This window comes from Brevundimonas sp. KH_025 (genome assembly GCF_057839885.1).
Map to the genome: position 1 here is coordinate 1,029,377 of NZ_CM174501.1, position 21,298 is coordinate 1,050,674.

At 67.8% G+C, this 21,298-nt stretch carries 20 protein-coding genes and 1 tRNA gene; 14 read left to right on the plus strand and 7 right to left on the minus strand.

Features of this window, described 5'->3' with window-relative positions:
* Positions 1–44 precede the first annotated feature (44 nt).
* The 4 genes from AC3IS2_RS05190 to AC3IS2_RS05205 all read right to left on the minus strand — a co-directional run bounded on the left by AC3IS2_RS05190 (position 45) and on the right by AC3IS2_RS05205 (position 5,170).
* A complete protein-coding gene (locus AC3IS2_RS05190) occupies positions 45–2,261 on the minus strand; it encodes a TonB-dependent hemoglobin/transferrin/lactoferrin family receptor (protein ID WP_489199584.1) in 2,217 nt (738 codons plus the stop codon).
* Positions 2,262–2,759: 498 nt separating this feature from the next.
* Positions 2,760–2,834: transfer RNA gene (locus AC3IS2_RS05195), tRNA-Val, on the minus strand.
* Between the two features lie 85 nt (positions 2,835–2,919).
* Positions 2,920–4,209, minus strand: a complete 1,290-nt coding sequence (locus tag AC3IS2_RS05200) for a dicarboxylate/amino acid:cation symporter (protein ID WP_489199586.1) — start codon at positions 4,207–4,209, stop codon at positions 2,920–2,922.
* 274 nt (positions 4,210–4,483) lie between these two features.
* On the minus strand, positions 4,484–5,170 hold the full coding sequence (locus tag AC3IS2_RS05205) for an HAD-IA family hydrolase (RefSeq protein WP_489199587.1): 687 nt from the start codon (positions 5,168–5,170) through the stop codon (positions 4,484–4,486).
* 73 nt (positions 5,171–5,243) lie between these two features.
* On the opposite strand from AC3IS2_RS05205, the gene glmU reads away from it, so the two are divergent.
* Both glmU and rpiA read left to right on the plus strand, forming a co-directional pair.
* Entirely contained in the window at positions 5,244–6,611 is a 1,368-nt protein-coding gene (gene glmU, locus AC3IS2_RS05210) for a bifunctional UDP-N-acetylglucosamine diphosphorylase/glucosamine-1-phosphate N-acetyltransferase GlmU (protein WP_489199588.1), read from the plus strand.
* On the plus strand, positions 6,608–7,291 hold the full coding sequence (rpiA, locus tag AC3IS2_RS05215) for a ribose-5-phosphate isomerase RpiA (RefSeq protein ID WP_489199589.1): 684 nt from the start codon (positions 6,608–6,610) through the stop codon (positions 7,289–7,291). Before glmU ends, rpiA begins: the two co-directional genes overlap by 4 nt.
* 17 nt (positions 7,292–7,308) lie before the next feature.
* On the opposite strand, the gene AC3IS2_RS05220 is transcribed toward rpiA, so the two are convergent.
* Positions 7,309–8,292, minus strand: a complete 984-nt coding sequence (locus AC3IS2_RS05220; RefSeq protein ID WP_489199590.1) for a hypothetical protein — start codon at positions 8,290–8,292, stop codon at positions 7,309–7,311.
* Positions 8,293–8,315: 23 nt separating this feature from the next.
* On the minus strand, positions 8,316–9,299 hold the full coding sequence (locus AC3IS2_RS05225) for a hypothetical protein (RefSeq protein WP_489199591.1): 984 nt from the start codon (positions 9,297–9,299) through the stop codon (positions 8,316–8,318).
* 210 nt (positions 9,300–9,509) lie between these two features.
* Here AC3IS2_RS05225 and gor point away from each other — a divergent pair, with 210 nt between their 5' ends.
* The 4 genes from gor (at position 9,510) to AC3IS2_RS05245 (ending at position 13,657) form a co-directional block, all read left to right on the plus strand.
* The gene (gor, locus tag AC3IS2_RS05230) at positions 9,510–10,892 is read left to right on the plus strand and encodes a glutathione-disulfide reductase (RefSeq protein WP_489199592.1); all 1,383 of its coding nucleotides are present in this window, start codon (positions 9,510–9,512) and stop codon (positions 10,890–10,892) included.
* A 77-nt stretch (positions 10,893–10,969) separates the two neighbouring features.
* Positions 10,970–12,406 carry a class I SAM-dependent methyltransferase gene (locus AC3IS2_RS05235; RefSeq protein ID WP_489199593.1) on the plus strand — a complete coding sequence of 479 codons (1,437 nt, stop codon included), beginning with the start codon at positions 10,970–10,972 and terminating at the stop codon, positions 12,404–12,406.
* A gap of 82 nt (positions 12,407–12,488) precedes the next feature.
* The gene (gene mmsB, locus AC3IS2_RS05240; RefSeq protein WP_489199594.1) at positions 12,489–13,385 is read left to right on the plus strand and encodes a 3-hydroxyisobutyrate dehydrogenase; all 897 of its coding nucleotides are present in this window, start codon (positions 12,489–12,491) and stop codon (positions 13,383–13,385) included.
* 8 nt (positions 13,386–13,393) lie between these two features.
* A complete protein-coding gene (locus AC3IS2_RS05245; protein ID WP_489199595.1) occupies positions 13,394–13,657 on the plus strand; it encodes a hypothetical protein in 264 nt (87 codons plus the stop codon).
* Positions 13,658–13,669: 12 nt separating this feature from the next.
* Here AC3IS2_RS05245 and AC3IS2_RS05250 read toward each other — a convergent pair whose 3' ends face one another.
* The gene (locus AC3IS2_RS05250) at positions 13,670–14,758 is read right to left on the minus strand and encodes an agmatine deiminase family protein (protein ID WP_489199596.1); all 1,089 of its coding nucleotides are present in this window, start codon (positions 14,756–14,758) and stop codon (positions 13,670–13,672) included.
* A 180-nt stretch (positions 14,759–14,938) separates the two neighbouring features.
* Between AC3IS2_RS05250 and hemA the strand changes: the two genes are divergently transcribed.
* From hemA to ribH, 8 genes are all read left to right on the plus strand, one after another.
* A complete protein-coding gene (gene hemA, locus AC3IS2_RS05255; RefSeq protein WP_489199597.1) occupies positions 14,939–16,165 on the plus strand; it encodes a 5-aminolevulinate synthase in 1,227 nt (408 codons plus the stop codon).
* Positions 16,162–16,347, plus strand: a complete 186-nt coding sequence (locus tag AC3IS2_RS05260) for a DUF6898 family protein (RefSeq protein ID WP_489199598.1) — start codon at positions 16,162–16,164, stop codon at positions 16,345–16,347. The genes hemA and AC3IS2_RS05260 overlap by 4 nt, the downstream gene beginning before the upstream one ends.
* Positions 16,348–16,584: 237 nt before the next feature.
* A complete protein-coding gene (gene glyA / locus AC3IS2_RS05265; RefSeq protein WP_489199599.1) occupies positions 16,585–17,868 on the plus strand; it encodes a serine hydroxymethyltransferase in 1,284 nt (427 codons plus the stop codon).
* A gap of 12 nt (positions 17,869–17,880) precedes the next feature.
* Positions 17,881–18,372 carry a transcriptional regulator NrdR gene (gene nrdR / locus AC3IS2_RS05270; protein WP_489199600.1) on the plus strand — a complete coding sequence of 164 codons (492 nt, stop codon included), beginning with the start codon at positions 17,881–17,883 and terminating at the stop codon, positions 18,370–18,372.
* On the plus strand, positions 18,372–19,004 hold the full coding sequence (locus tag AC3IS2_RS05275; RefSeq protein WP_489199601.1) for a RibD family protein: 633 nt from the start codon (positions 18,372–18,374) through the stop codon (positions 19,002–19,004). Before nrdR ends, AC3IS2_RS05275 begins: the two co-directional genes overlap by 1 nt.
* Positions 19,005–19,064: 60 nt before the next feature.
* Positions 19,065–19,655, plus strand: a complete 591-nt coding sequence (locus tag AC3IS2_RS05280; protein WP_489199602.1) for a riboflavin synthase — start codon at positions 19,065–19,067, stop codon at positions 19,653–19,655.
* Positions 19,652–20,788: a 3,4-dihydroxy-2-butanone-4-phosphate synthase gene (gene ribB, locus AC3IS2_RS05285; protein WP_489199603.1), complete on the plus strand. Its 1,137-nt coding sequence runs from the start codon at positions 19,652–19,654 to the stop codon at positions 20,786–20,788. Before AC3IS2_RS05280 ends, ribB begins: the two co-directional genes overlap by 4 nt.
* Entirely contained in the window at positions 20,782–21,246 is a 465-nt protein-coding gene (gene ribH / locus AC3IS2_RS05290) for a 6,7-dimethyl-8-ribityllumazine synthase (RefSeq protein WP_489200100.1), read from the plus strand. Before ribB ends, ribH begins: the two co-directional genes overlap by 7 nt.
* The last annotated feature ends 52 nt before the right edge of the window (positions 21,247–21,298 follow it).

The window sequence follows — 21,298 nt, forward strand, 5'->3', positions numbered from 1 at the left end:
GGGTTTTCCTTGGTGAAATTCGTTCGCATTTCCGGGCCTGGGCCTCAGTAGCGGAGGTTGACGGAGACGCCGAAATTGCGGCCGGGCTGGGTGAAGGCGGGCAGGGTGGCCGGGTCGGTCGGCGCCGTGACCGTGCCGCCGCGCGACAGGCCGCGCACGTCGCTCCACCAGGCATAGGTCTCGTCGAGAGCGTTGAAGACCCCGGCCCGCAGGGTGGCCTTCTCCGTCACGTTCCAGAAGGCGGTCAGGTCCAGGATGGCGAACTCCTCGCCCTGCCAGCAGTTACCGCCGCCGCAGCCGGCGCGGTCCTTCTTGTCCGACCAGGTGACTGTGGCCGATCCGCCCCAGACGCCCGAGGGAGAGGCGTAGTTCAGGCCGCCGACCACCTTGACCGGATCGACGCTGGTCAGCTTGCCACGCGCGCCGTTCGTCTCCTGATCGCCGTCGGCGAACGAGGCGGCGACGATGGCCGAGAAACCGTTGTCCCAATGGATGTCGCCGCGCGCTTCCAGGCCCCAGATCTTCACGTCCGTCAGGTTGACGTATTGATAGATCACGGGATCGACGCCCGGCACGCCGGTCCCGCGCACCACCACCTGGGTGATGAAGTCCTGGTAGTCGGTGTGGAAGGCGGTGGTCGACAGCGACAAGGCGCCGCCGAACGCCTCCAGATTGCGGAAGCGCACGCCCGCCTCGATGCTCTCGCTGGTCTCGGGCGTCAGGTCCGGGTTGGGAATGGACTCATAGCCGAACACCGGGTTGGCGAAGAAGTTGTTCACCTGCATCGGCGAGGGCGCCTTGAAGCCCTGGGCGTAGTTGGCGAAGAGGCCGAAGTGGTCGTCGGCCCAGAACATGACGCCGATCTTGGGCGACAGGTGGCTGTCGCTCTGACCCTTGGCCACGACGGGATACAGGGCGTCGGCCTTGGGCGTCAGCTCGTACCAGTCGTAGCGCAGGGCCGGAATGATGCTGAGGCGGCCGCCCATCAGCTCGATCTCGTCCTGGATGAACAGGCCGGCCAGGTCGTACTCGGTCTTGGGGAAGGGGCGGATGGGGAAGGTCTCGCCCATCGGGGGCAGGGTGCCGCCGCGGATGCCTTCCTGCGTCGTGCGCGACCAGTCGGCGCCGGCGGTGACGCGATGCTGGACCGCCTCGCCGCCGAAGGTCTTGGACCCCTGCGCCGCCAGGCCCCACAGGCCGTTGTCGAAGGTGACGTCGCGGGTGCGGTCCGCTGCGGGCGTCCGGTCCTCATAGGTGAACTGGCGCGTCGTGGCGTCCTGCCAGTAGGCGGCGACCGAACCGTCATCCAGACCGAAGACGTCGTTGAAACGCCAGTCCAGGCTGACGCGGTCGCGCTGGGTCTCGTCGTGGGCGGTCAGGCCGATGACCGTGGCCGAGTAGCTGCTCAGCGCCTCGCCATCCATTTCCTGATCGAAATGGTCATAGGTCAGGCGGACGGTGTGGTTGTCGTTCGCGTCCCAGACCAGTTTGCCCAGGATGGCGTTGGAGGCGAATTCCTGCGGGTTGGGCTGGGTGCGGGCCGAGCCGGCGCCGCCGACCTCGGCCATGTTCTCGGTCTCATGGGCGTCGCGACGCGTGTAGGCCAGCAGCCCGGACAGCGAGCCGGCGCGGCCCGCCAGCGCCAGACCTTCGGTCCAGCCGTCGTCTGACGAGTTGTAGCCCACCCGCGCGCGGGCGCCGAAGCTGCGGCCGCTGTCGATGAAGTCGGCCGGGTCCTTGGAGGTGAAGCTGACCGCGCCGGCGACGCCGTCCGACCCGTAAAGGGCCGAGGCCGGGCCGCGCAGGATCTCGACCGACTTGATCAGATCCAGGTCGTTGTAGCCCGCGCGACCGACGTTCTGGGCGCCGAAGGCGAAGCCGTCGGGCACGCGCACGCCGTCCTGGATGATCAGCACCCGGTTGCCGCCCATGCCCCGGATCGTGAAGCCCGAGGCGCCGTCGCGCCCGGCGCCCGACAGGGCGGCCGAGAAGCGGGCGGGGCTGGTCGGGACGCTGACGCCCGGCTCGAACCGGATCAGGTCCTTGATGTCCGTGACCAGGTTGTTCTCAATGGTCTCGGCGGTGATGACGCTGACGGTGGCGGGCACGTCGTCCACGCGGCGCTGGGTGCGGGTGCCGACCACCGTGACCGGCGCGACCGGCACGGCCTTCTGGAGATCGACGACTTCTTCGGCGAAGGCGGGGAAGGCGGCGGCCGAAAGGGCGGTCAGCCCGGCGGAGAACATCAGAAACGAGCGCATGGTTACGGCCCCGGTTGGAGAGGGCTGCGCAATTACTGCGAACGATTATCAGAATCAACCGCAATAACCTCAAAGGCGATCAATGACGGCGATCGACCGACGCCATGCCGGTGATCGGCCTTGGGGTTTCCTTGGTCCAACCCCGTCGAGCTGCGCCTGATCCGATGCGCCAAAGCGGCCTTGATGGCGGAACCTGGGGGCGAGTTAATTGGCTAGGCGGCGTTCGCCGACTCGCGTTATTGCCTGGCCGACCTTGGGGGCTACTCGGGGTTAGCGGTCCGTTCCGAACCTTCCTGCTTGGCTCCGGGGCGGACCGCAGTCCGGAGAGCCGCCGTGCATCAGGCGATCTCGGGGTGACGGGTCCGAGCGCCGGACATGACAGTCATCAACGTCATCGCCCATGAGGCGGCTGAGAGCAGGGCGCTGCGGCAATGCGAAATCGGGGCGATGTCCAGGGCGCGGACACTCGGCCGTTCGGCTTATTTATCGAAGAAAGGATGGTGGACGCGACAGGGATTGAACCTGTGACCCCCTCGGTGTGAACGAGGTGCTCTCCCGCTGAGCTACGCGTCCAGCGCAGAACGGCCAAATCGGAAAGGCTTGGGCCGTCGGGAGGCGCGATGTAGCCCGCGATTCCGACGACGGCAAGCCTCTTTGATCAAATACCGGCGGCGCGGACCCCTTCCGGCGTTTCCGCCTCGGGATCGCCCGGCAGCCAGGCGACGTGACCGTTGTAGATGTCCTCGTTCAGGATGCCTTCCTCCTTGGCGACCAGGACGGGGACCAGCATCTGGCCGGTGACGTTGGTGGCGGTGCGCATCATGTCGATGATCCGGTCGATGGCGACGATATAGCCGATGCCTTCCAGCGGCAGGCCCGCCGTCGACAGGGTCAGGGTCAGCATGACGATGCTGGTGCCGGGGACGCCCGCCGTTCCCAGCGACCCCAGAACCGCCGTCAGGCCGATCAGGACGTACTGGGTCAGGCTTAGGTCGATGCTGAAATACTGGGCGATGAAGATCGAGGCGATGGCCGGATAGATGGCGCCGCAGCCGTCCATCTTCACATTGGCCCCCAGCGGCACGGCGAAGGCGGCGTAGGCCTGGGGCACGCCCAGGCGTTCGACCGTCTGACGCAGGGTGATGGGCAGGGTTCCCAGCGACGACGAGGTGGCGAAGGCTGTCTGCTGGGCCGCGAAGGCCCCGCGGAAGAAGCCGCTGATCTTCAGCCCGTGCAGCTTCAGCAGGCCCGAATAGACGATCAGGATATGGAACAGGCAGGCCGCGTAGATGGCGAAGATGAACTTGCCCAGCGGCAGCAGCGCCTCCCAGCCATAGCCGCCGACGACCGAGCCGATCAGGCCGAACACGCCGAAGGGCGTCAGCTGGATCACCCAGCGGGTGATGCGGAAGATCAGGGCCGCGCCTTCGTCCACCAGCCGTCGCGCGGTCTGCGCCCGGTCGCCCAGCGCCACCAGGGCCGCGCCCAGCAGGGCCGAGAAGAAGATGATCTGCAGCACCTTGCCCTCGGCCAGAGAGGCGAAGGGGTTCCTCGGAACAATGCTCAGCAGAACTTCCAGCGGCGTCGGAATGACCCGTTCCTTCACCTCGCCCAGCGGCAGGTCGGACAGGCCGACGCCCGGATTGATCAGATGCCCGAAGGCGAAGCCGACCAGCACCGCCAGCAGCGAGGTGACGGCGAACCAGACCAGGGTCCGCACCCCCAGCCGCACCGCCCCGACCCCTTCGCCCAGCTTGGCGATGGAGCTGGCGATGGTGAACAGCACCAGGGGCGCCACCACCATGCGGATCAGGTTCAGATAGACGTCGCCGATCGGCTGCAGCCAGACCGTCGCCTGCTCGCGCAGGATCAGGCCGGCGATGATGCCCAGGGCGAAACCGGCGGCGGTGCGCTGCCAGAGCGGGATAGCGAAGAAGCGACGAAGCATGACGACCTTTGGGGAGGAGCGGTCGGTCTATGTGTTTGCATGCTCGCGTGACGGCAACCGGGGCGGGCGCAGATGGGGCGTAGAAGTTCTGTCGGATCGTTTAGATTTTCTGCGCCATCCCAGATCCGCTCATCCCGGCGAAGGCCGGGATCCAGATTGTATGGCGCGGCGTCAGAACCCGCTGGCGCAATCCCGCCTTGGCTAGCCGCTTACAGCGTTCGGCATCTGGATCCCGGCCTTCGCCGGGATGAGCGATAGAGGGGCAGTGGAGGGCCTAGGGCATCACCTCGGCCAGCGCCGCCTCGAACCCGTCGTAGTGGTCGATCACCACGTCCCCGCCCAGCTCCTCGCGCGGCACGTCGTTGTAGCCGAAGCCGACGACGATGCAGGCCACGCCCGCGTCCCTGGCCGCCTTGGTGTCGGTGGTGCTGTCGCCGACCATGACGCAGCGGATGGGATCGCCGCCCGCCTTCTGCACCGCCTCATGAATATGCGCGCCGCTGGGCTTGCGGGCCGAGACCGCGTCCGGCCCGGCGATGAAGGCGAAGTGCCTGGTCAGGTCCAGCGCCTCGATCAGGGCGACCGACAGGTCGGTGCGCTTGTTGGTGGCGACGCACAGGATGGCGCCGCGGGCGGCCAGCCGCTCCAGCGCCGGGACCACGCCGTCGAACGGGCGGCTCTCGTCGGCGATGTGGGCCAGGTAGTCCTCGATGAAGCGCTCGAACAGGCCGGGCGCGTGGGCCTCGTCCCAGGCGGCGCCCGCCTCCATGAAGCCGTGACGCAGCAGGGCCATAGCCCCATGCCCGACCAGATGCCGGGCCGAGGACATGGGAACCGGCGGCAACTCATACTGCACCAGCATCCGGTTCAGCGTGCCGATCAGGTCGGGCGCCGAGTCCACCAGAGTGCCGTCCAGGTCGAAGGCGATGGTCCAGCCTTCCAGATCGCGTTCAATGGTCACTCTTGTCTCCTGGCTCGCGCAGACCCCGGCAATGGGCTAGATCGCGCAGGACGACAAGCCGCCGGATCGATTCATGACCGCACCACATCCTCGCGCCGCCATCATCCTCGCCGCAGGCCAAGGCACGCGGATGAAGTCGCCGCTGCCCAAGGTGCTGCACCCGGTAGGCCAGCGCGCCATGCTGGACCACGCCATCGACGCCGCCGAGGCCCTGGGCTGTGAACGCATCGTGGTGGTGGTCGGTTCGCACTCGCCGGAAGTTCGCGCCCATGTCGAAAAGCGTCTGGGCGAGGACTCCATCGCCGTTCAGGACCCGCCGCTGGGCACCGGCCACGCCGTGCGCGCCGCCGAGGCCGTGCTGGGCGACTTCATCGGCCATGTGGTCGTGACCTATGGCGACGTGCCGCTGCTGAAGGCCGCCGACATCGAGCCGGTCTTCGCCGACGCCCACCAAGGCGTGCATGAGGGCGTCACCGTCATCGGTTTCGAGGCCCGCGACCCCGGCGCCTACGGCCGACTGATCCTGCAAGGCGACGACCTGCTGGCCATCACGGAGGCCAAGGAGGCCTCGCCCGAGGTCCTGGCGATCACCGCCTGCAACTCCGGCGTCATGGCCGCGCCGGTCGGCCTGCTGTTCGACCTGCTGGCCCAGGTGAAGAACGACAACGCCAAGGGCGAATACTATCTGACCGATGTGGTCGAGCTGGCCCGCAAGCGTGGCGCCCCGACCCGCGCCGTCTTCGCCGCCGAGGACTCCGTCATGGGCGTCAACGCCCAGTCCGAACTGGCCCAGGCCGAGGCCCTATTCCAGCAGACCCAACGCGAGCACTTCCTGGCGCAGGGCGTGACCATGTCGGCCCCCGACACCGTCCACTTCGCCTGGGACACGGACATCGGCGCCGGCACGACCATCGAGCCCTTCGTCGTCTTCGGCCCCGGCGCCCGCGTCGCCGAGGGCGCGCGCATCCGCAGCTTCAGCCATATCGAAGGCGCCAGGGTCGCCAGCGGCGCCGAAGTCGGCCCCTACGCCCGCCTGCGCCCCGGCGCGGACCTGGGCGAGGGCGTCAAGATCGGCAACTTCGTCGAGGTCAAGAACGTCCGCATGGACGCGGGGGCCAAGGCCAACCACCTGGCCTATCTCGGCGACGGCCATGTGGGCGCCAAGGCCAACATCGGCGCCGGCACCATCTTCTGTAACTACGACGGCTTCTTCAAACACCGCACCACGGTGGGCGAGGGGGCCTTCGTCGGCTCGAACTCCTCGCTGGTCGCCCCCGTGACCATCGGCGCGGGCGCCATGGTCGGCTCCGGCTCGGTGGTGACCAAGGACGTCGCGCCCGGCGATCTGGCGCTGGGCCGCGCCGAACAGACGACTAAGCCGGGCTGGGCCGCCCGCTTCATCGAAACCATGCGCGCGAAGAAGGCAGCGAAATCCAAATGAGCGACCTGCAGAAGAAGAACGCCGGCGAAGCCGCCGCTGCCTATGTCGAGGCCGGCATGGTCGTCGGGCTCGGCACCGGCTCCACCGCCGCCTGGTTCGTCAAGGCGCTGGCGGCGCGCAACCTGCCGGACCTGCGCTGCGTGCCGACGTCAGAGCGCACCGCCGATCTGGCGCGCGAACTGGGCCTGACCCTGTCGACGCTGGAGGACACGCCGCGCATCGACCTGACCGTCGACGGCGCCGACGAGATCGGCCCGGGCCTGGCCCTCATCAAGGGCGGCGGCGCGGCCCTGCTGCGCGAGAAGCTGGTGTGGGAGGCGTCGGAACGCTGCATCTGCATCGCCGACGCGGCCAAGGTGGTTCCGGTGCTGGGGACCTTCCCCCTACCGATCGAGGTCGTCGCCTTCGGCCACAAGACGACCGCCAACCGCATCGCCGACGTCCTGGCCGACCACGACATTGCGTCGCCCGCCCGCGTGCGTCAGGCCGACCGCGGCCTGATCCGCACCGACGGCGGCAACCTGATCTACGACGCCGCCTGCAAGCTGATCGCGGACCCCGCCCGCCTCGCCGCCGACCTCAAGAGCCTGACCGGCGTGGTCGAGCACGGCCTCTTCCTCGACCTGACCGACCTGGCCATCATCGGCACGGATGACGGGTTCGAGACGATGCAGCCCTGAGTAGGGCTGATCGCGCGCTAGTCTTCGTCGTCGGCGGGATTGTCGCCGGCTTGGTCCTGAAGGCGCTCGTGCGTTCGGCCGATGGAGGCGACGACCTCTGAACGGCCGGCGGCGGGATTCTTGCGGGTCCGGACCGTGTCATAGAGGCCGGTCAGATAGGCCTTGTCCCATTCCGTCAGGCCGTCGGCGCTACCGGGGGCGTCGAACAGGTTGAGGATGGACGCATAGGCGCTCGTGTCGGCGTTCGGCAGGATCTGGGCCAGAGTCACCATGGCGATGTAGTCCGCCAGCTGGGTCAGGTTGACCTGGCCAAGCTCGTCCACGTCTACGATCACGACCGCGCGGAAGATGTCGTCCACGACCTGGGTGGACAGCCGCGATGCCGCGAAGACGTCCAGGATCGGCGCATAGTCGGTTGGCTTGTCGCAAGGCGCGGCGCACTGGCCCGGGATGCGAGTCGCCATCTGCCCGTTCTCGGCGTCGACGGGCATGCTCAGTTGCCACCATCGGACGGGGCGCGGCGTCTCCAGGAAGTCGCGCAAGGCCACGCCGCCGCGATCCATGCCGCCGCCGCCCATGCGGAAGGCGCGCCCTCTTTCCTGGACCAGGGTGCGGGCCATGGCGGCGCCGTCGTCGGTGGCGATGATGATGACGTGGGGCTGGCAGCCTGGTCCTTCGGGGGAAAGGCCGAGGTCTTCGGCGACCGTGGACACGCGATCGACAATGTAGTGGGCGGCTTCGGGGCGCAGGTTGGCGGTTCCCACGCAGAGCCTGTCCCGCCAGCGCGCCACCCCCCGTCCGGAGTTCGGCGCGGCCACCTCATCGACGAAGGATCGGATCAGGGATTCCAGCGGGCGGCCGGAAACCTCGATGTCCTCGAGCCGAACCGATTCCTGAGCGTCGACGGGCGCCGTTGCGACCTGAGGCTGCGGCGCGGGCAGCGGCGGGGTCTGGGGCGAGACGGAGGCGAGCGTGGCGGACAGGGCGAGGGCGGCGATCATGGCTGGCTATCTCCTCAGGACATTCAGGGCTGATCGGCCGATGTGTCGCGCAGCCGTTGGTGGGTTCGCTCGATGGAGGCGACGACCTCGAGCCGGCCGGTGGCCAGGTTCTTGCGCGTGCGCTCGGTCCCGTAGAGTCCCTTCAGATAGGCCTTGTCCCATTCGGTCAGGCCGGCCGTCTCGTCAGGAGACTCGAAGACATTGAGAATGGAGGCGTAGCCGCTGGTGTCCGCCTTGGGGTTGATCTGGGCGAAGGCGATCATGGCGATGTAGTCGGCCAGTTGGTCGGCGTTGACGCCGTCCAACTGGTTCACATCGACGACCACGAAGGTCTTGATGATGTCGTCGACGATCTGGGTGTTCAGTCGCGAAGCGGCGAAGACGCCGATGTTGGGGGCGAACAGGAAGCTGGAGCCGCCTTCGCCGGGTTCCGATTTCGGCTGGTCGGCGCCGCAGGCTCCGCGGCATTCTCCTGACAGGCGGGTGGCGCGTTCGCCGGTCTGGCCGTCAACGGGCAGGCTGACCTGCCACCAGCGCACGGGGCGATCCGAGGTCTGGAACTCATCGAGGGCCGTCTGACCCCGGTCCATGCCGCCGCCGCCCATCCGCAAGGCGCGTCGATGCTGTCGCGCCAGAACCTGCGAAAGGCCGGCAGCGTCGTCGGTGACGAGGATCAGCAGGTTCGGCGTGCAACCGGGCGCGCCGGGGGTCAGGCCGATATCAAGCGCGGTCGCCGACACCCTGTCGACCAGATAGCGGCCGGCGTCCGGTTGCAGGTTGACCGCGCCCACGCACACGGCGTTCCGCCAGCGCGCCAGGCCCCGGTTGGCGTTGGGCGCCGCGACCGAGCCGACAAAGTTCTGGATCGTTGAATTCAGCGAGCGGCCCGTGACCTCCAGGTCTTCAAGCCGGACCGGGGCGTCCTGATCGGCTGCGGGCGAAGCTACGGAAGGCGCGTTCTGGACCGGAGTCGCGGCAAGCAGGGCGGCGAGGGCGAAAGCGATCATGGCGGACTCCGTCGATCAATCGGCGTTATCTCACCGTAGGTGCGGGATGGGTAAAGTCAAATCGCCGTCTCGTGTTCGAGAGGCCTCCGCGTCTTGTCTGTCGCCTGCGCCCCGCCTAACTGGACAGCGCACGTGCCTTGGCGGTGAAACACGGCACGACATCTTTACAAACGCATGCAGCGCCTGTGGGTCTGCGGCGCGGAGCATTTCATGACCCAGTACGACTACGACCTCTTCGTCATCGGCGCCGGCTCCGGCGGGGTGCGCGCGGCGCGCCTGACCGCGCTCGGCGGCAAGAAGGTGGCCGTGGCCGAGGAGTATCGGGTTGGCGGCACCTGCGTCATTCGCGGCTGCGTGCCGAAGAAGTTCATGGTCATGGCCTCCGAGGTCAGCCACGCGCTGGAGATAGCCGAGGGCTACGGCTGGTCGTTCGACAACGCCAAGTTCGACTGGCCGACCTTCCTGCAGGCCAAGGACGTCGAGATCGCTCGCCTGTCGGGCATCTACGCCGCCAACCTGGGCAAGGCGGGCGTTGATCTGGTCCACGGCCGGGCCGTGATGAAGGACGCCCATACCGTCGAAATCGTCGGCAAGAACCAGACCTTCACCGCCGAGAAGATCCTGATCGCCACCGGCGGCCGTCCGTGGAAGCCCGAGGACCTGCCGGGCGTCGAACACGCCATCACTTCGGAAGAAGCCTTCCACCTGCCGGAACTGCCCAAGCGCATCCTGATCGCGGGCGGCGGCTATATCGCGGTCGAGTTCGCGGGCATCTTCGCCGGCCTCGGGGTCGAGACGACCCTGATCTATCGCGGCCCGAACATCCTGCGCGGCTTCGACGACGATGTGCGCGCCCATCTGGCGGGCGAGATCGAGAAGCGCGGCATCAAGGTCATCCTGGGCTGCCAGCACACGTCGATCGAGAAGACAGACAACGGCCTGGTCAACCACCTGGGCAACGGCATGACGCTGGAAACCGACGTGGTCATGTTCGCCACCGGCCGCGTCCCCTACGTCAAGGGACTGGGGCTGGAGAACGCGGGCGTCGAGCTGAACGACGAGGGCGCCATCGCCGTCGATCCCTTCTCGAAGACCTCGGCCGACAACATCTGGGCCATCGGCGACGTGACCGACCGGATGAACCTGACCCCGGTCGCCATCCGCGAGGCCGTCGCCTTCCACGAGACGGTCTACAAGAACAACCCGCAGCATTTCGACTACGAAGCCGTCGCCACCGCCGTCTTCAGCCAGCCGCCGGTCGGCGTCGTCGGCCTGACCGAGCATGAGGCCCGCCGCGCCTGTGCCGGTGGGGTGGACGTCTATGTGACCCGGTTCCGGCCGATGAAGTACGCCTTCACCGGCTCGGACGAGCGGGTGCTGATGAAGCTGGTGGTCGACGCCGACAGCCAGCGCGTCGTCGGCGTCCACATCGTCGGCCCGGAAAGCCCGGAGATGATCCAACTGGCCGCCATCGCCGTGAAGGCCGGCCTGACCAAGGCCCAGTGGGACGCCACCTGCGCCGTCCACCCGACCATGGCCGAGGAACTAGTCACGCTGAAAGAGAAGCAGTCGCCGTCGATGATGGCGGGCTGATTTCCGTGACCCGGGACGGCTTGCCAGCCGTTCCGGGTGCGCGCCTTATGCGGCCCAGGTTTCCCGGAGGTCGCCCCATGAAGTCCCGCCTTCTCGCCGCCGCCCTGTCGGCCCTGCTGCTCGTCGCCGCTTCGCCGGTTCTAGCCCAGACCGCCCCGCCTGCTGAGCTGGTGCAAGGCGCCGTCGCCGACCCCCTGCGTCCCGCCGAGGAGGTCGCGCGCGATCCGCTGCGCCACCCGGCCGAGATCCTGGCCTTCGCCCAGCTTCAGCCGGGCCAGCGCGTCGCCGACATTCGCCCCGGCGCGGGCTATTTCACCCGCCTGTTCGCGCGGGTGGTGGGCGAGGACGGCCACGTCTACGCCTTCGTGCCCAACAAGACCGCCGAGCGTGAAAACCCGCGCGCCGACGCCCTGGTCGCCGCCTATCCCAACGTCAGCCGCGTCAACGGCGACCTGGACGCCATGACCTTCGATCAGCCGCTGGACGTGGTCTTCATGAGCCAGGAATACCACGACTTCCACATCCCCCGTTTCGGCGTGGACGTGAGCAAGATGAACGCCGACATCTTCAAGGCGCTGAAGCCCGGCGGCCTGTTCGTGGTCATCGACCACCAGGCCGCGCCCGGCGCCGGCAACACCGCCGTCGAGACCCTGCACCGCATCGAGGGCGCGCAGCTGCGCAAGGAGGTCGAGGCCGCCGGTTTCGTCTTCGACGGCGAGACCGCAGCCGTCGCCAACCCCGCCGACGACCACAGCCTGAACGTCTTTGACGAGGCCATTCGCGGCAAGACCGACCAGTTCGTCTATCGCTTCCGCAAGCCGGCCGCCCCCCTGACCCCCGCCGAGGTCTATGAGGCCGCGCTGGCCAGCCCGATCCGCACGGCGGCGGACGTGGCGCGCGACGAGGCCCGTCACGCCGCCGAAACCCTGGCCTTCGCCGAGGTGAAGCCAGGGCAGCAGATCGGCGATATGATCATCGGCGGCGGCTACTTCACCCGCCTGTTCTCGGCCGCCGTCGGACCCGAGGGCCACGTCACGGCCTGGCAGCCGGTGGAGTTCATCGGCTTCCAGGCCAGCTATGGCGAGGCCCTGGCCGCCGCCGCTTCCCTGAGCAACGCCGACGCCATCAGCTCGCCCATCGGCGCGCCGGACTGGCCCGAGGGCCTGGACCTGATCTTCACGGCCCAGAACTACCACGACCTGCACCTGAAGGCCTTCGCCGAGGACACGGCGGCGCGGGTCAACGCGGCGGCGTATCGGGCGCTGAAGCCTGGCGGCCTCTATGTCGTCGTCGACCATGCCGCGGCGTCGGGGGCAGGGCCGTACGCGCCTGAAACCCTGCATCGCATCGACGTGGAACAGGTCAAGCGTGAGGTCGAGGCGGCGGGCTTTGTGCTGGAGGGCTCGAGCGATCTTCTGGTTCGCACCGACGACCCGCTGACCGCCAATGTCTTCGACCCGTCCATTCGCGGTCGCACCAGCCAGTTCATGCTGCGGTTCAGAAAACCCGCCTGAGCTGAAACTGTCGAACAGGTGACTGGCGAAGCGGCCGGGGAGGGGCTAACCCTGCCCCAAAATCCATAAGGGAAACGCTCAGATGACTCGCATCGCCTTCATCGGTCTCGGCAACATGGGCGGCGGCATGGCCGCCAATCAGGCCAAGGCCGGGCATGACGTCGCCGCCTTCGACCTGTCGCCCGCCGCGCTGGAACGCGCCGCCGAGGCCGGATGCCGCACGGTCGCCTCGGTCGCCGAGGCGGTGAAGGACGCCGAGATCGTCATCACCATGCTGCCCGCCGGGCCGCACGTGCTGGGCGTCTATTCCGAACAGATCATCGGCGCCGCGCCGTCCAGCGCCCTGCTGCTGGACTGCTCGACCATCGACGTGGAGACGGCGCGCAAGGTCGCGGCCCTGGCCAAGGACGCCGGCTACGCCTTCGCCGACGCCCCCGTCTCGGGCGGCACCGCCGCCGCCGACGCCGGCACCCTGGCCTTCATGGTTGGCTGCGACGAGGCCGACTTCGCCCGCGTCGAACCGGCGCTGGATCCCATGAGCCGCATCACCATCCGCGCCGGCGACCACGGCGCGGGTCAGGCGGCCAAGATCTGCAACAACATGCTGCTGGGCATTTCGATGGTCGGCACCTGCGAGGCCATCGCCCTGGCCGAGAAGCTGGGTCTGGAGCCGGAACGCTTCTTCGAGATCGCGTCCAAGTCCTCGGGCCAGTGCTGGAGCGTCAGCAACTACTACCCCTGGGCCGGCCCGGTCCCGACCGCGCCTTCGAACCGCGACTACGAAGGCGGCTTCGCCACCGCCATGATGCTGAAAGACCTGAAACTGGCCCAGGACGCCGCCGCCAAGGCCGGCGCGACGACGCCGCTGGGCGCTCAGGCCGAGGCCCTCTACGCCCTGTTCAACGGCCTCGGCTACGGCGGCAAGGACTTCTCCGCCATGGTGCAGATGCTGCGCGGACGCCTGGACACGCTGAAGTAAATCCAGTCATGCCGTTGCTCTGGATTGTTCAGGCTTCGGCTGAGGGCGGCGGGCGGCTCTTCAATGTTCTGGTGTCTGACGACGACCGGGACAGAGCTGAAGCCGCCGCCGTTGAGGCGTTGCTTAGCGTCGGCTGGGAGGGGGTGACTCCACTGCGGTCAGGCCAGGTTTCTGGAGCGGGTTTGGCGAGTCGAGATCAGGTCTTTCAGGATGCGGCGGCGACGGCGCGCGACCTCGGCTGGTCAATCATTGGCTACCCGCGCGACAGCTAGGGTCGCCCTCGATCAGGCCGGCTGCTGCTGCGTCGCGCAGTGGATGCCGCCGCCGGACGCTCCAAGCGCGTCGATGTTCAACTGCACCATCTCGCGGCCCGGATAGAGGGCGGCCAGGATCTCGCGCGCCTCGGCGTCGGCGCGGCGGTCGCCGAACTGCGGCGCGATCACCGCCCCGTTGCAGACGTAGTAGTTGACGTAGCTCGACACGAAGTCGTCCCCGGTCCCGCGAATGTCGATCGGTTCCGGCAGGCGCGTGATGTCCAGCGAACGCCCGCGCGCGTCCGTGGCCTGTTGCAGGATGCCCAGGGTTTCGTGGGCGGCGACCGACCAGGGATCCTGGGGGTCCATCTCATCGTCGATCTGGATCAACACCTGTCCCGGGCCGGTGAAGCGGGCCAGGGAGTCGATGTGATAATCGGTGATGTCGGCGTCCTTGACGCCCGGCGCCCAGATCATCTTGGTCGCGCCGATCGCGGCGCCCAGCCGCTCGGCGATCTCGTCCTCAGTCAGGTCGGGGTTGCGGTTGTCGTTCACCCAGCAGCTGGCGTGGGCCATCATGGTTCCGGCGCCGTCGTGCTCCAGCCCGCCTTGTTCGCCGATCACGCCGCTGTCGATCACCTGCAGACCCAGTCGCGCTGCGACACGCTCGGCGATCAGGCCGTCGTTGCGATGGCGCTGCTTGTTGCCCCAGCCGTTGAAGCGGATCAGCGCGACGGCCAGTTCGCCGTCGGCGTCCTTGACGAAGGTCGGTCCGCTGTCGCGGCACCACAGGTCGTCCGTCGGAATGTCCCAGAACTCGACGCCCTCGCCGAAGCGGTCGCGGTCAAAGCCGCGGGTGCCGGGCGCGGCCATCATGGCCACCGGCTCGTATTCGCTGATCGCATTGGCGATGGCGACGATATTGGCCTGGACGGCCGCCAGGTCTCGCGCGCCATAGACGTCGACGCTGACCGGCCACTGCATCAGGGTCCGTACGTGCCGCTCGCTTTCCATCGGCATTTCATAGCGCGCGGAGGAGGCGAGGGTGGGCGCGGCGCAACCGGCGGCTCCGACCCCGAAGGCGGCGAGTCCGGTCTGGATCATATGACGTCTGTTCATGACGCCGGAGCCTAGGGTTGGCCATTGGGCGGTCAAGTCGCAAACGCGTGTGTGGCGTGTGATATGAGAACCGTTATCAATTAAGGGGTTGAGACGTTTTGTCCGGCTCTGAACATGGACAACGCTGGGCGGCGAGCGCAATTAGGCGCGGAAAGCTGTATAAGCGAAAGAACTACCGCCTTGTTCGACTATAAAGCCGCCTTTCAAAACTCGGTGGAGCAGGTCCGCAGCGAAGGCCGCTATCGCGTCTTCGCCGACCTGAAGCGCGTGCGCGGCCAGTTCCCGCAGGCGGTGCGCCGCCGCGAGGACGGCTCCGAACAGGACGTCGTGGTCTGGTGCTCCAACGACTATCTGGGCATGGGCCAGCATCCGGTGGTGCTGGACGCCATGAAGGCCGAGATCGACGCCGTGGGCGCCGGGGCCGGCGGCACGCGCAACATCTCGGGCACCACCCGTTCGGCGGTCGATCTGGAAGCCGAGCTGGCCAGCTGGCACCAGAAGGAAGCGGCTCTGCTGTTCACCTCGGGCTATGTGGCCAACGAGGCGACGCTGTCGACCCTGCAGAAGATCCTGCCGGGCCTGATCATCTTCTCCGACGCGCTGAACCACGCCTCGATGATCGAGGGCATCCGCCACGGCGGCGGTCCGCGCCACATCTTCCGCCACAACGACCTTGAACACCTCGAGGAACTGCTGGCCGCAGCCCCGCAGGACGCGCCCAAGCTGGTCGCCTTCGAGAGCGTCTATTCGATGGACGGCGACATCGCCGACATCGCCGGGACCATCGCCCTGGCCAAGAAATACGGCGCCATGACCTACCTGGACGAAGTCCATGCGGTCGGCCTGTACGGCGAAACCGGCGCGGGCGTGGCCGAGCGCGACGGCGTCCTGGACGGCATCGACATCGTCGAATGCACCCTGGGCAAGGCCATCGGCGTCATGGGCGGCTATATCGCCGCCGACGCGGTGATCGTCGACGCGGTGCGCAGCTGGGCCTCGGGCTTCATCTTCACCACCAGCCTGCCGCCCGCCCTGACCGCCGGCGCCCTGGCCTCGGTGCGCCATCTGAAGGCTCACCCGGAACTGCGCGTCGCCCATCAGGAGCGCGCCGAGACCCTGAAGCGCCGCCTTCTGGAGGCCGGCATCCCGGTCCTGCCCAGCGTCAGCCACATCGTCCCGGTCCACGTCGGCAATCCGGTGCACTGCAAGCTGATCTCTGACATGCTGCTGGAAGAGCATGGCATCTACGTCCAGCCGATCAACTATCCGACCGTGCCCAAGGGGACCGAACGCCTGCGCTTCACCCCGTCGCCCAACCACGACGACGGCATGATCGACAAGCTGGTCGATGCGATGGACAAGCTGTTCTCGCACTGCAACGTGGCGCGTCGTCCGGCTGCTGCATGATGCAGGACGTTGAGCTTGGCGAGGTTTACGTCGAGTTCGTCCGCAACGGGACCTATGTGAAGTGCTCGGCCGTGCACACGGCCACGGGCGTCGAGGTCTCGGCCATGGGTCCGGCCGCCGAGCCGCGCGCGGTCGAACGCGTGGCGATCGCCAAGCTGAAGCGGGCGTTGGCGACGCGCTGATCCTTCTTTCTGGCCGTCATCCTCGGGCTTGACCCGAGGATCGAGCGACGGGCGCGCTCAGGTCTTCCAGCGTCGCGCAAACGGACAACCCGATCCTCGGGTCAAGCCCGAGGATGACGGCGGGGTTTGGTGCGATGTGGTCTGACCACACTTCCATCCCCTAGATGTTGTGGTGTCGGGCGGCGCGGCCTAGATAGGAGCCGCCGTTTCAGCCTTCAGCCTTCGGGATGCCCGCCAGTGACCGCCTTCACGCACGACTCATATTTCTCCAAGAGCCTCGCCGACGCCGATCCGGCGATCTTCAAGGGCATCCAGGGCGAACTGGGCCGCCAGAAGGAGCAGATCGAGCTGATCGCTTCGGAAAACATCGTCTCGCAGGCGGTGCTGGACGCGCAGGGCTCGGTTCTGACCAACAAGTACGCCGAGGGCTATCCGGGCCGTCGCTACTATGGCGGCTGCGAGTTCGTGGACGTGACCGAGGACCTGGCCCGCGAGCGCGCCAAGGAGCTGTTCGGCGCCGCCTTCGCCAACGTCCAGCCCCACTCGGGCGCCCAGGCCAACCAGGCCGTCTTCTTCACCCTGCTGCAGCCCGGCGACACCTTCCTGGGCATGGACCTGGCCTGCGGCGGTCACCTGACCCACGGTTCGCCCGCCAACCAGTCGGGCAAGTGGTTCCGCCCCGTGACCTACAAGGTCCGCGAAGACACCCATCTGATCGACTATGACCACGTCGCCGAGATGGCCCAGAAGGAGAAGCCCAAGCTGATCCTGGCCGGCGCCTCGGCCTACAGCCGTCACATCGACTTCAAGCGCTTCCGCGAGATCGCGGACTCGGTCGGCGCCTATCTGATGGTCGACATGGCCCACTACGCCGGCCTGATCGCCGGCGGCGTCTATCCCGACCCGATCCCGCACGCCCACGTCGTCACCACCACGACGCACAAGACCCTGCGCGGCCCGCGCGGCGGCATGATCCTGTCCAACGACGCGGACCTGGGCAAGAAGATCAACTCGGCCGTCTTCCCCGGCCTGCAGGGCGGCCCGCTGGAGCACGTCATCGCCGCCAAGGCCGTGGCTTTCGGCGAGGCGCTGAAGCCCGAGTTCAAGGGCTACGCCCAGCAGGTCGTCAAGAACGCCCAGGCCCTGTCCGGCGTCCTGATCGAGCGCGGCCTGGCCATCGTCTCGGGCGGCACCGACAGCCACCTGATGCTGGTCGACCTGCGTCCCAAGGGCGTGACCGGCAAGGCCACCGAGCATGAGCTCGAGAAGGCCCTGATGACCTGCAACAAGAACGGCGTGCCGTTCGACACCGCGCCCTTCACCGTCACCTCGGGCGTCCGTCTGGGCACCCCGGCCGGCACCACGCGCGGCTTCGGCGAGGAAGAGTTCAAGCAGATCGGCCACTGGATCGCCGACGTCGTCTCCTCGATGAACGGCGGCGACGAAGCCGATCCGGCCGTCGTCGCGGGCGTCGCCGCCCAGGTGCGCGAACTGACCGCGCGCTTCCCGATCTACGGCTAAGAGGTCGACTGAATGAAGTGCCCCTTCTGCGGAAACGCCGACACCCAGGTGAAGGACAGCCGCCCGTCTGACGACGGCGCGGCCATCCGGCGCCGTCGGTCCTGCCCGCAGTGCAACGGGCGCTTCACCACCTTCGAGCGGGTGCAGCTGCGCGAACTGGTCATCCTGAAACGGAACGGCCGCCGCACCCCCTTCGACCGGGACAAGCTGGAACGCTCGCTGGGCATCGCCCTGCGCAAACGTCCGGTGCAGCCCGATCAGGTCGAACTGCTGGTCAGCCGCATCGTGCGCCAACTGGAAAGCCTGGGCGAGACCGAGATCCCTTCCAGCATCGTCGGCGACTTCATCATGAAGGCGCTGAAGTCGGTCGATGAGGTCGCCTACGTCCGCTACGCCTCGGTCTACAAGGACTTCCGCCACACCGGCGACTTCGCCAAATTCCTCGGCGCCGAGGGGCTGGATGAGGGCTTCGACGAGACCAAGCCGGTTCCTGGCAAGGAGTGATGCGCCCGCGCGTCACCCTGAAGCTGGCGACGTCGCTCGACGGCCGCATCGCCACGGCGTTGGGCGAGAGCCAATGGATCACCGGACCGGAAGCCCGCCAGCAGGGCCACCGCCTGCGCGCGTCGCATGACGCCATCCTGGTCGGCGTCGAAACGGTGCTGGCCGACGATCCCGAACTGACGGTGCGCCTGCCGGACCACGCCGGGTCGCAGCCCCTCCGCGTCGTCCTCGACAGCCGTCTGCGCACCCCCGCGACGGCCAAGGTCGCCAGTGGAAACACCCTGATCCTGACAACCGCCGCGCCTCACGCCATCGGCCAGGCCGAGGTCGTCGCCGTCGCCGCCGACGACGGTCGTCCCGCGGTCGCCGCCGTGCTGGACGCCCTGACCGCGCGCGGCGTCGGCTCGCTGCTGATCGAGGGCGGCGGCCGCGTCGCCGCCTCCTTCCTGCAGGCGGGCGTGGTGGACGCCATCGAATGGTTCCGCGCCCCGATCCTGCTGGGCGGAGAGGGGCGGCCCTGCGTGGCGTCGCTGGCGCTTGCAAAGCTGGCCGACGCCCCCAAGTTCCGTCGTCTGGGCGTCGAGCCTGTCGGAGACGACCTGTGGGAACGCTACGCGCGCTCCGGCGGCTGATTTCAGACGATTCAGACTATTCAGACTATGTTTTTTGGGTCCGAAGGGACCGGAGTTTCCATGTTCACCGGCATCGTCACCGACATCGGCCGCGTCCGCAGCGTCCGCCAAACCGACCGCGACCGTCGCTATGAGATCGAGACCGTGTGGGACACGGCCAGCATCGACCTGGGCGCCTCCATCAGCCATGCGGGCTGCTGCCTGACGGTCACGGAGAAGGGCGATGGCTGGTTCGCGGTCGAGGTGTCGGGCGAGACCCTGTCGAAGACCAAGCTGGGCGACTGGGCCGAGGACACGCGCGTCAATCTGGAGCGTGCGGCGAAACTCGGCGACGAACTGGGCGGCCACATCGTCTCGGGCCACGTCGACGGTCTGGGCGAGGTCATTTCCATCACGCCCGAGGGCGGATCGCACCGCATCGTGGTCGAGGCGCCCGCGCCCTTGCACCGATTTATCGCGCCGAAGGGCTCAATCACCGTCGATGGGGTTTCCCTGACCGTGAATGGGGTGCAAGAGCGCCGCTTCGACTTGAACATCATTCCGCATACGTGGGATGCGACCACGCTCGGCGGCCTGAAGGTCGGCGACAAGGTCAACCTGGAGATCGACATGCTGGCGCGCTATCTCGCGCGGTGGCAGGAGACCGCATGATGAAACTGGCCGTCTACAACACCGACAGCCCGATCAGCCCGATCGAGGACATTCTCGAGGACGCCCGCAACGGCCGCCCCTACATCCTGGTGGACGCCGAGGATCGCGAGAACGAGGGCGACATCGTCATTCCGGCCCAGTTCGCCACGCCGGACCAGATCAACTTCATGATCCGCTATGCGCGGGGCCTGGTCTGCCTGGCCGTGACCAGCGACCGGGCCAGGCAACTGCGCCTGCCGCCGATGGCCGCCGACAACCGCGAGAGCATGAAGACCGCCTTCACCGTCTCGATCGAGGCCAAGGAAGGCGTGACCACGGGCATCTCCGCCGCGGACCGTTCGCACACCATCCAGGTCGCGACCGATCCGACGCGCGGCGTGGACGACATCGTTTCGCCCGGCCACATCTTCCCCTTGGTCGCTCGTGACGGCGGGGTTCTGGTCCGCGCGGGCCATACCGAGGCGGCCGTCGACATCAGCCGTATGGCGGGCCTGAACCCGGCCGGGGTGATCTGCGAGATCATCAAGGACGACGGCGAGATGGCGCGGATGCCCGACCTGGTGGCCTTCGCCCAGCTGCACGGCCTGAAGATCGGCACCATCGCCGACCTGATCGCCTATCGCCGCCGCACCGAGCGCTTTGTCGAGCGCGTGCTGGAGACGCCGTTCGAGAGCGTCCACGGCGGGCCGTTCAAGCTGATCCTGTACCGCAACACCATCGAGGGCGCCGAACACATCGCCCTGGTGCGCGGCGACATCGACCCGACCAAGCCGACCGTGGTGCGGATGCACCAGATCGACTTCGCCGCTGACCTGCTGGGCCATGTCGAGGCGCGTCAGGATTATATTCCGAAGACGATGCAGGCGCTGACCGCCCATGACGGTCCGGGCGTCGTCGTCTTCCTGCGAGATCCGGGCCTGCAGGGCCTGGCCGAGCGCCTGGGCGGCGCCAACAAGCCCGCCGCCATGGATCGTTCGCTGAAAGCCTATGGCGTCGGCGCCCAGATTCTGCTCGACCTTGGCGTTAAAGACATGATCGTGATGAGTTCGACGCGGCCCAATCCGACGGCGCTGGAAGGCTACGGCCTGCGCATCGTGGGCTGGCGCGATATGGACGGAGAAGACCAATCCTGAACGACCCAATCCGCGTCCTCATCGTCGAGGCGCGCTTCTATGACGATCTGGCCGACGCCCTTCTGGAAGGGGCGAAGGACGCCCTGCGCGTGCAAGGCGTGCAGTTCGACGTCGTCACCGTCCCCGGCGCCCTGGAGGTCCCGACCGCCATCGCCCTGGCCGAGGAGGCCGGCCGCTATCCGACTGCGCCGCGCTATGACGGCTATGTCGCGCTCGGCTGCATCATTCGCGGCGAGACCTATCACTTCGAGATCGTCTCGGATCAGTCGGCCGCCGGCATCATGCACCTGGGCCTCAAGGGCCTGGCTGTCGGCAACGGTATCCTGACGACTGAGGACGAGGATCAGGCCTGGGCCCGCGCCCGCCTGAGCGAAGGCGACAAGGGCGGCGGCGCCGCCCGCGCCTGTCTGGATCTGATCGCGCTGCGCAAGCGCCTGCGCGGAGGACTGGCCTCGTGACCGAGCCGACCAACACCAACCCGGCCCCCACCCCGGCGACCGTCGCCGAAGT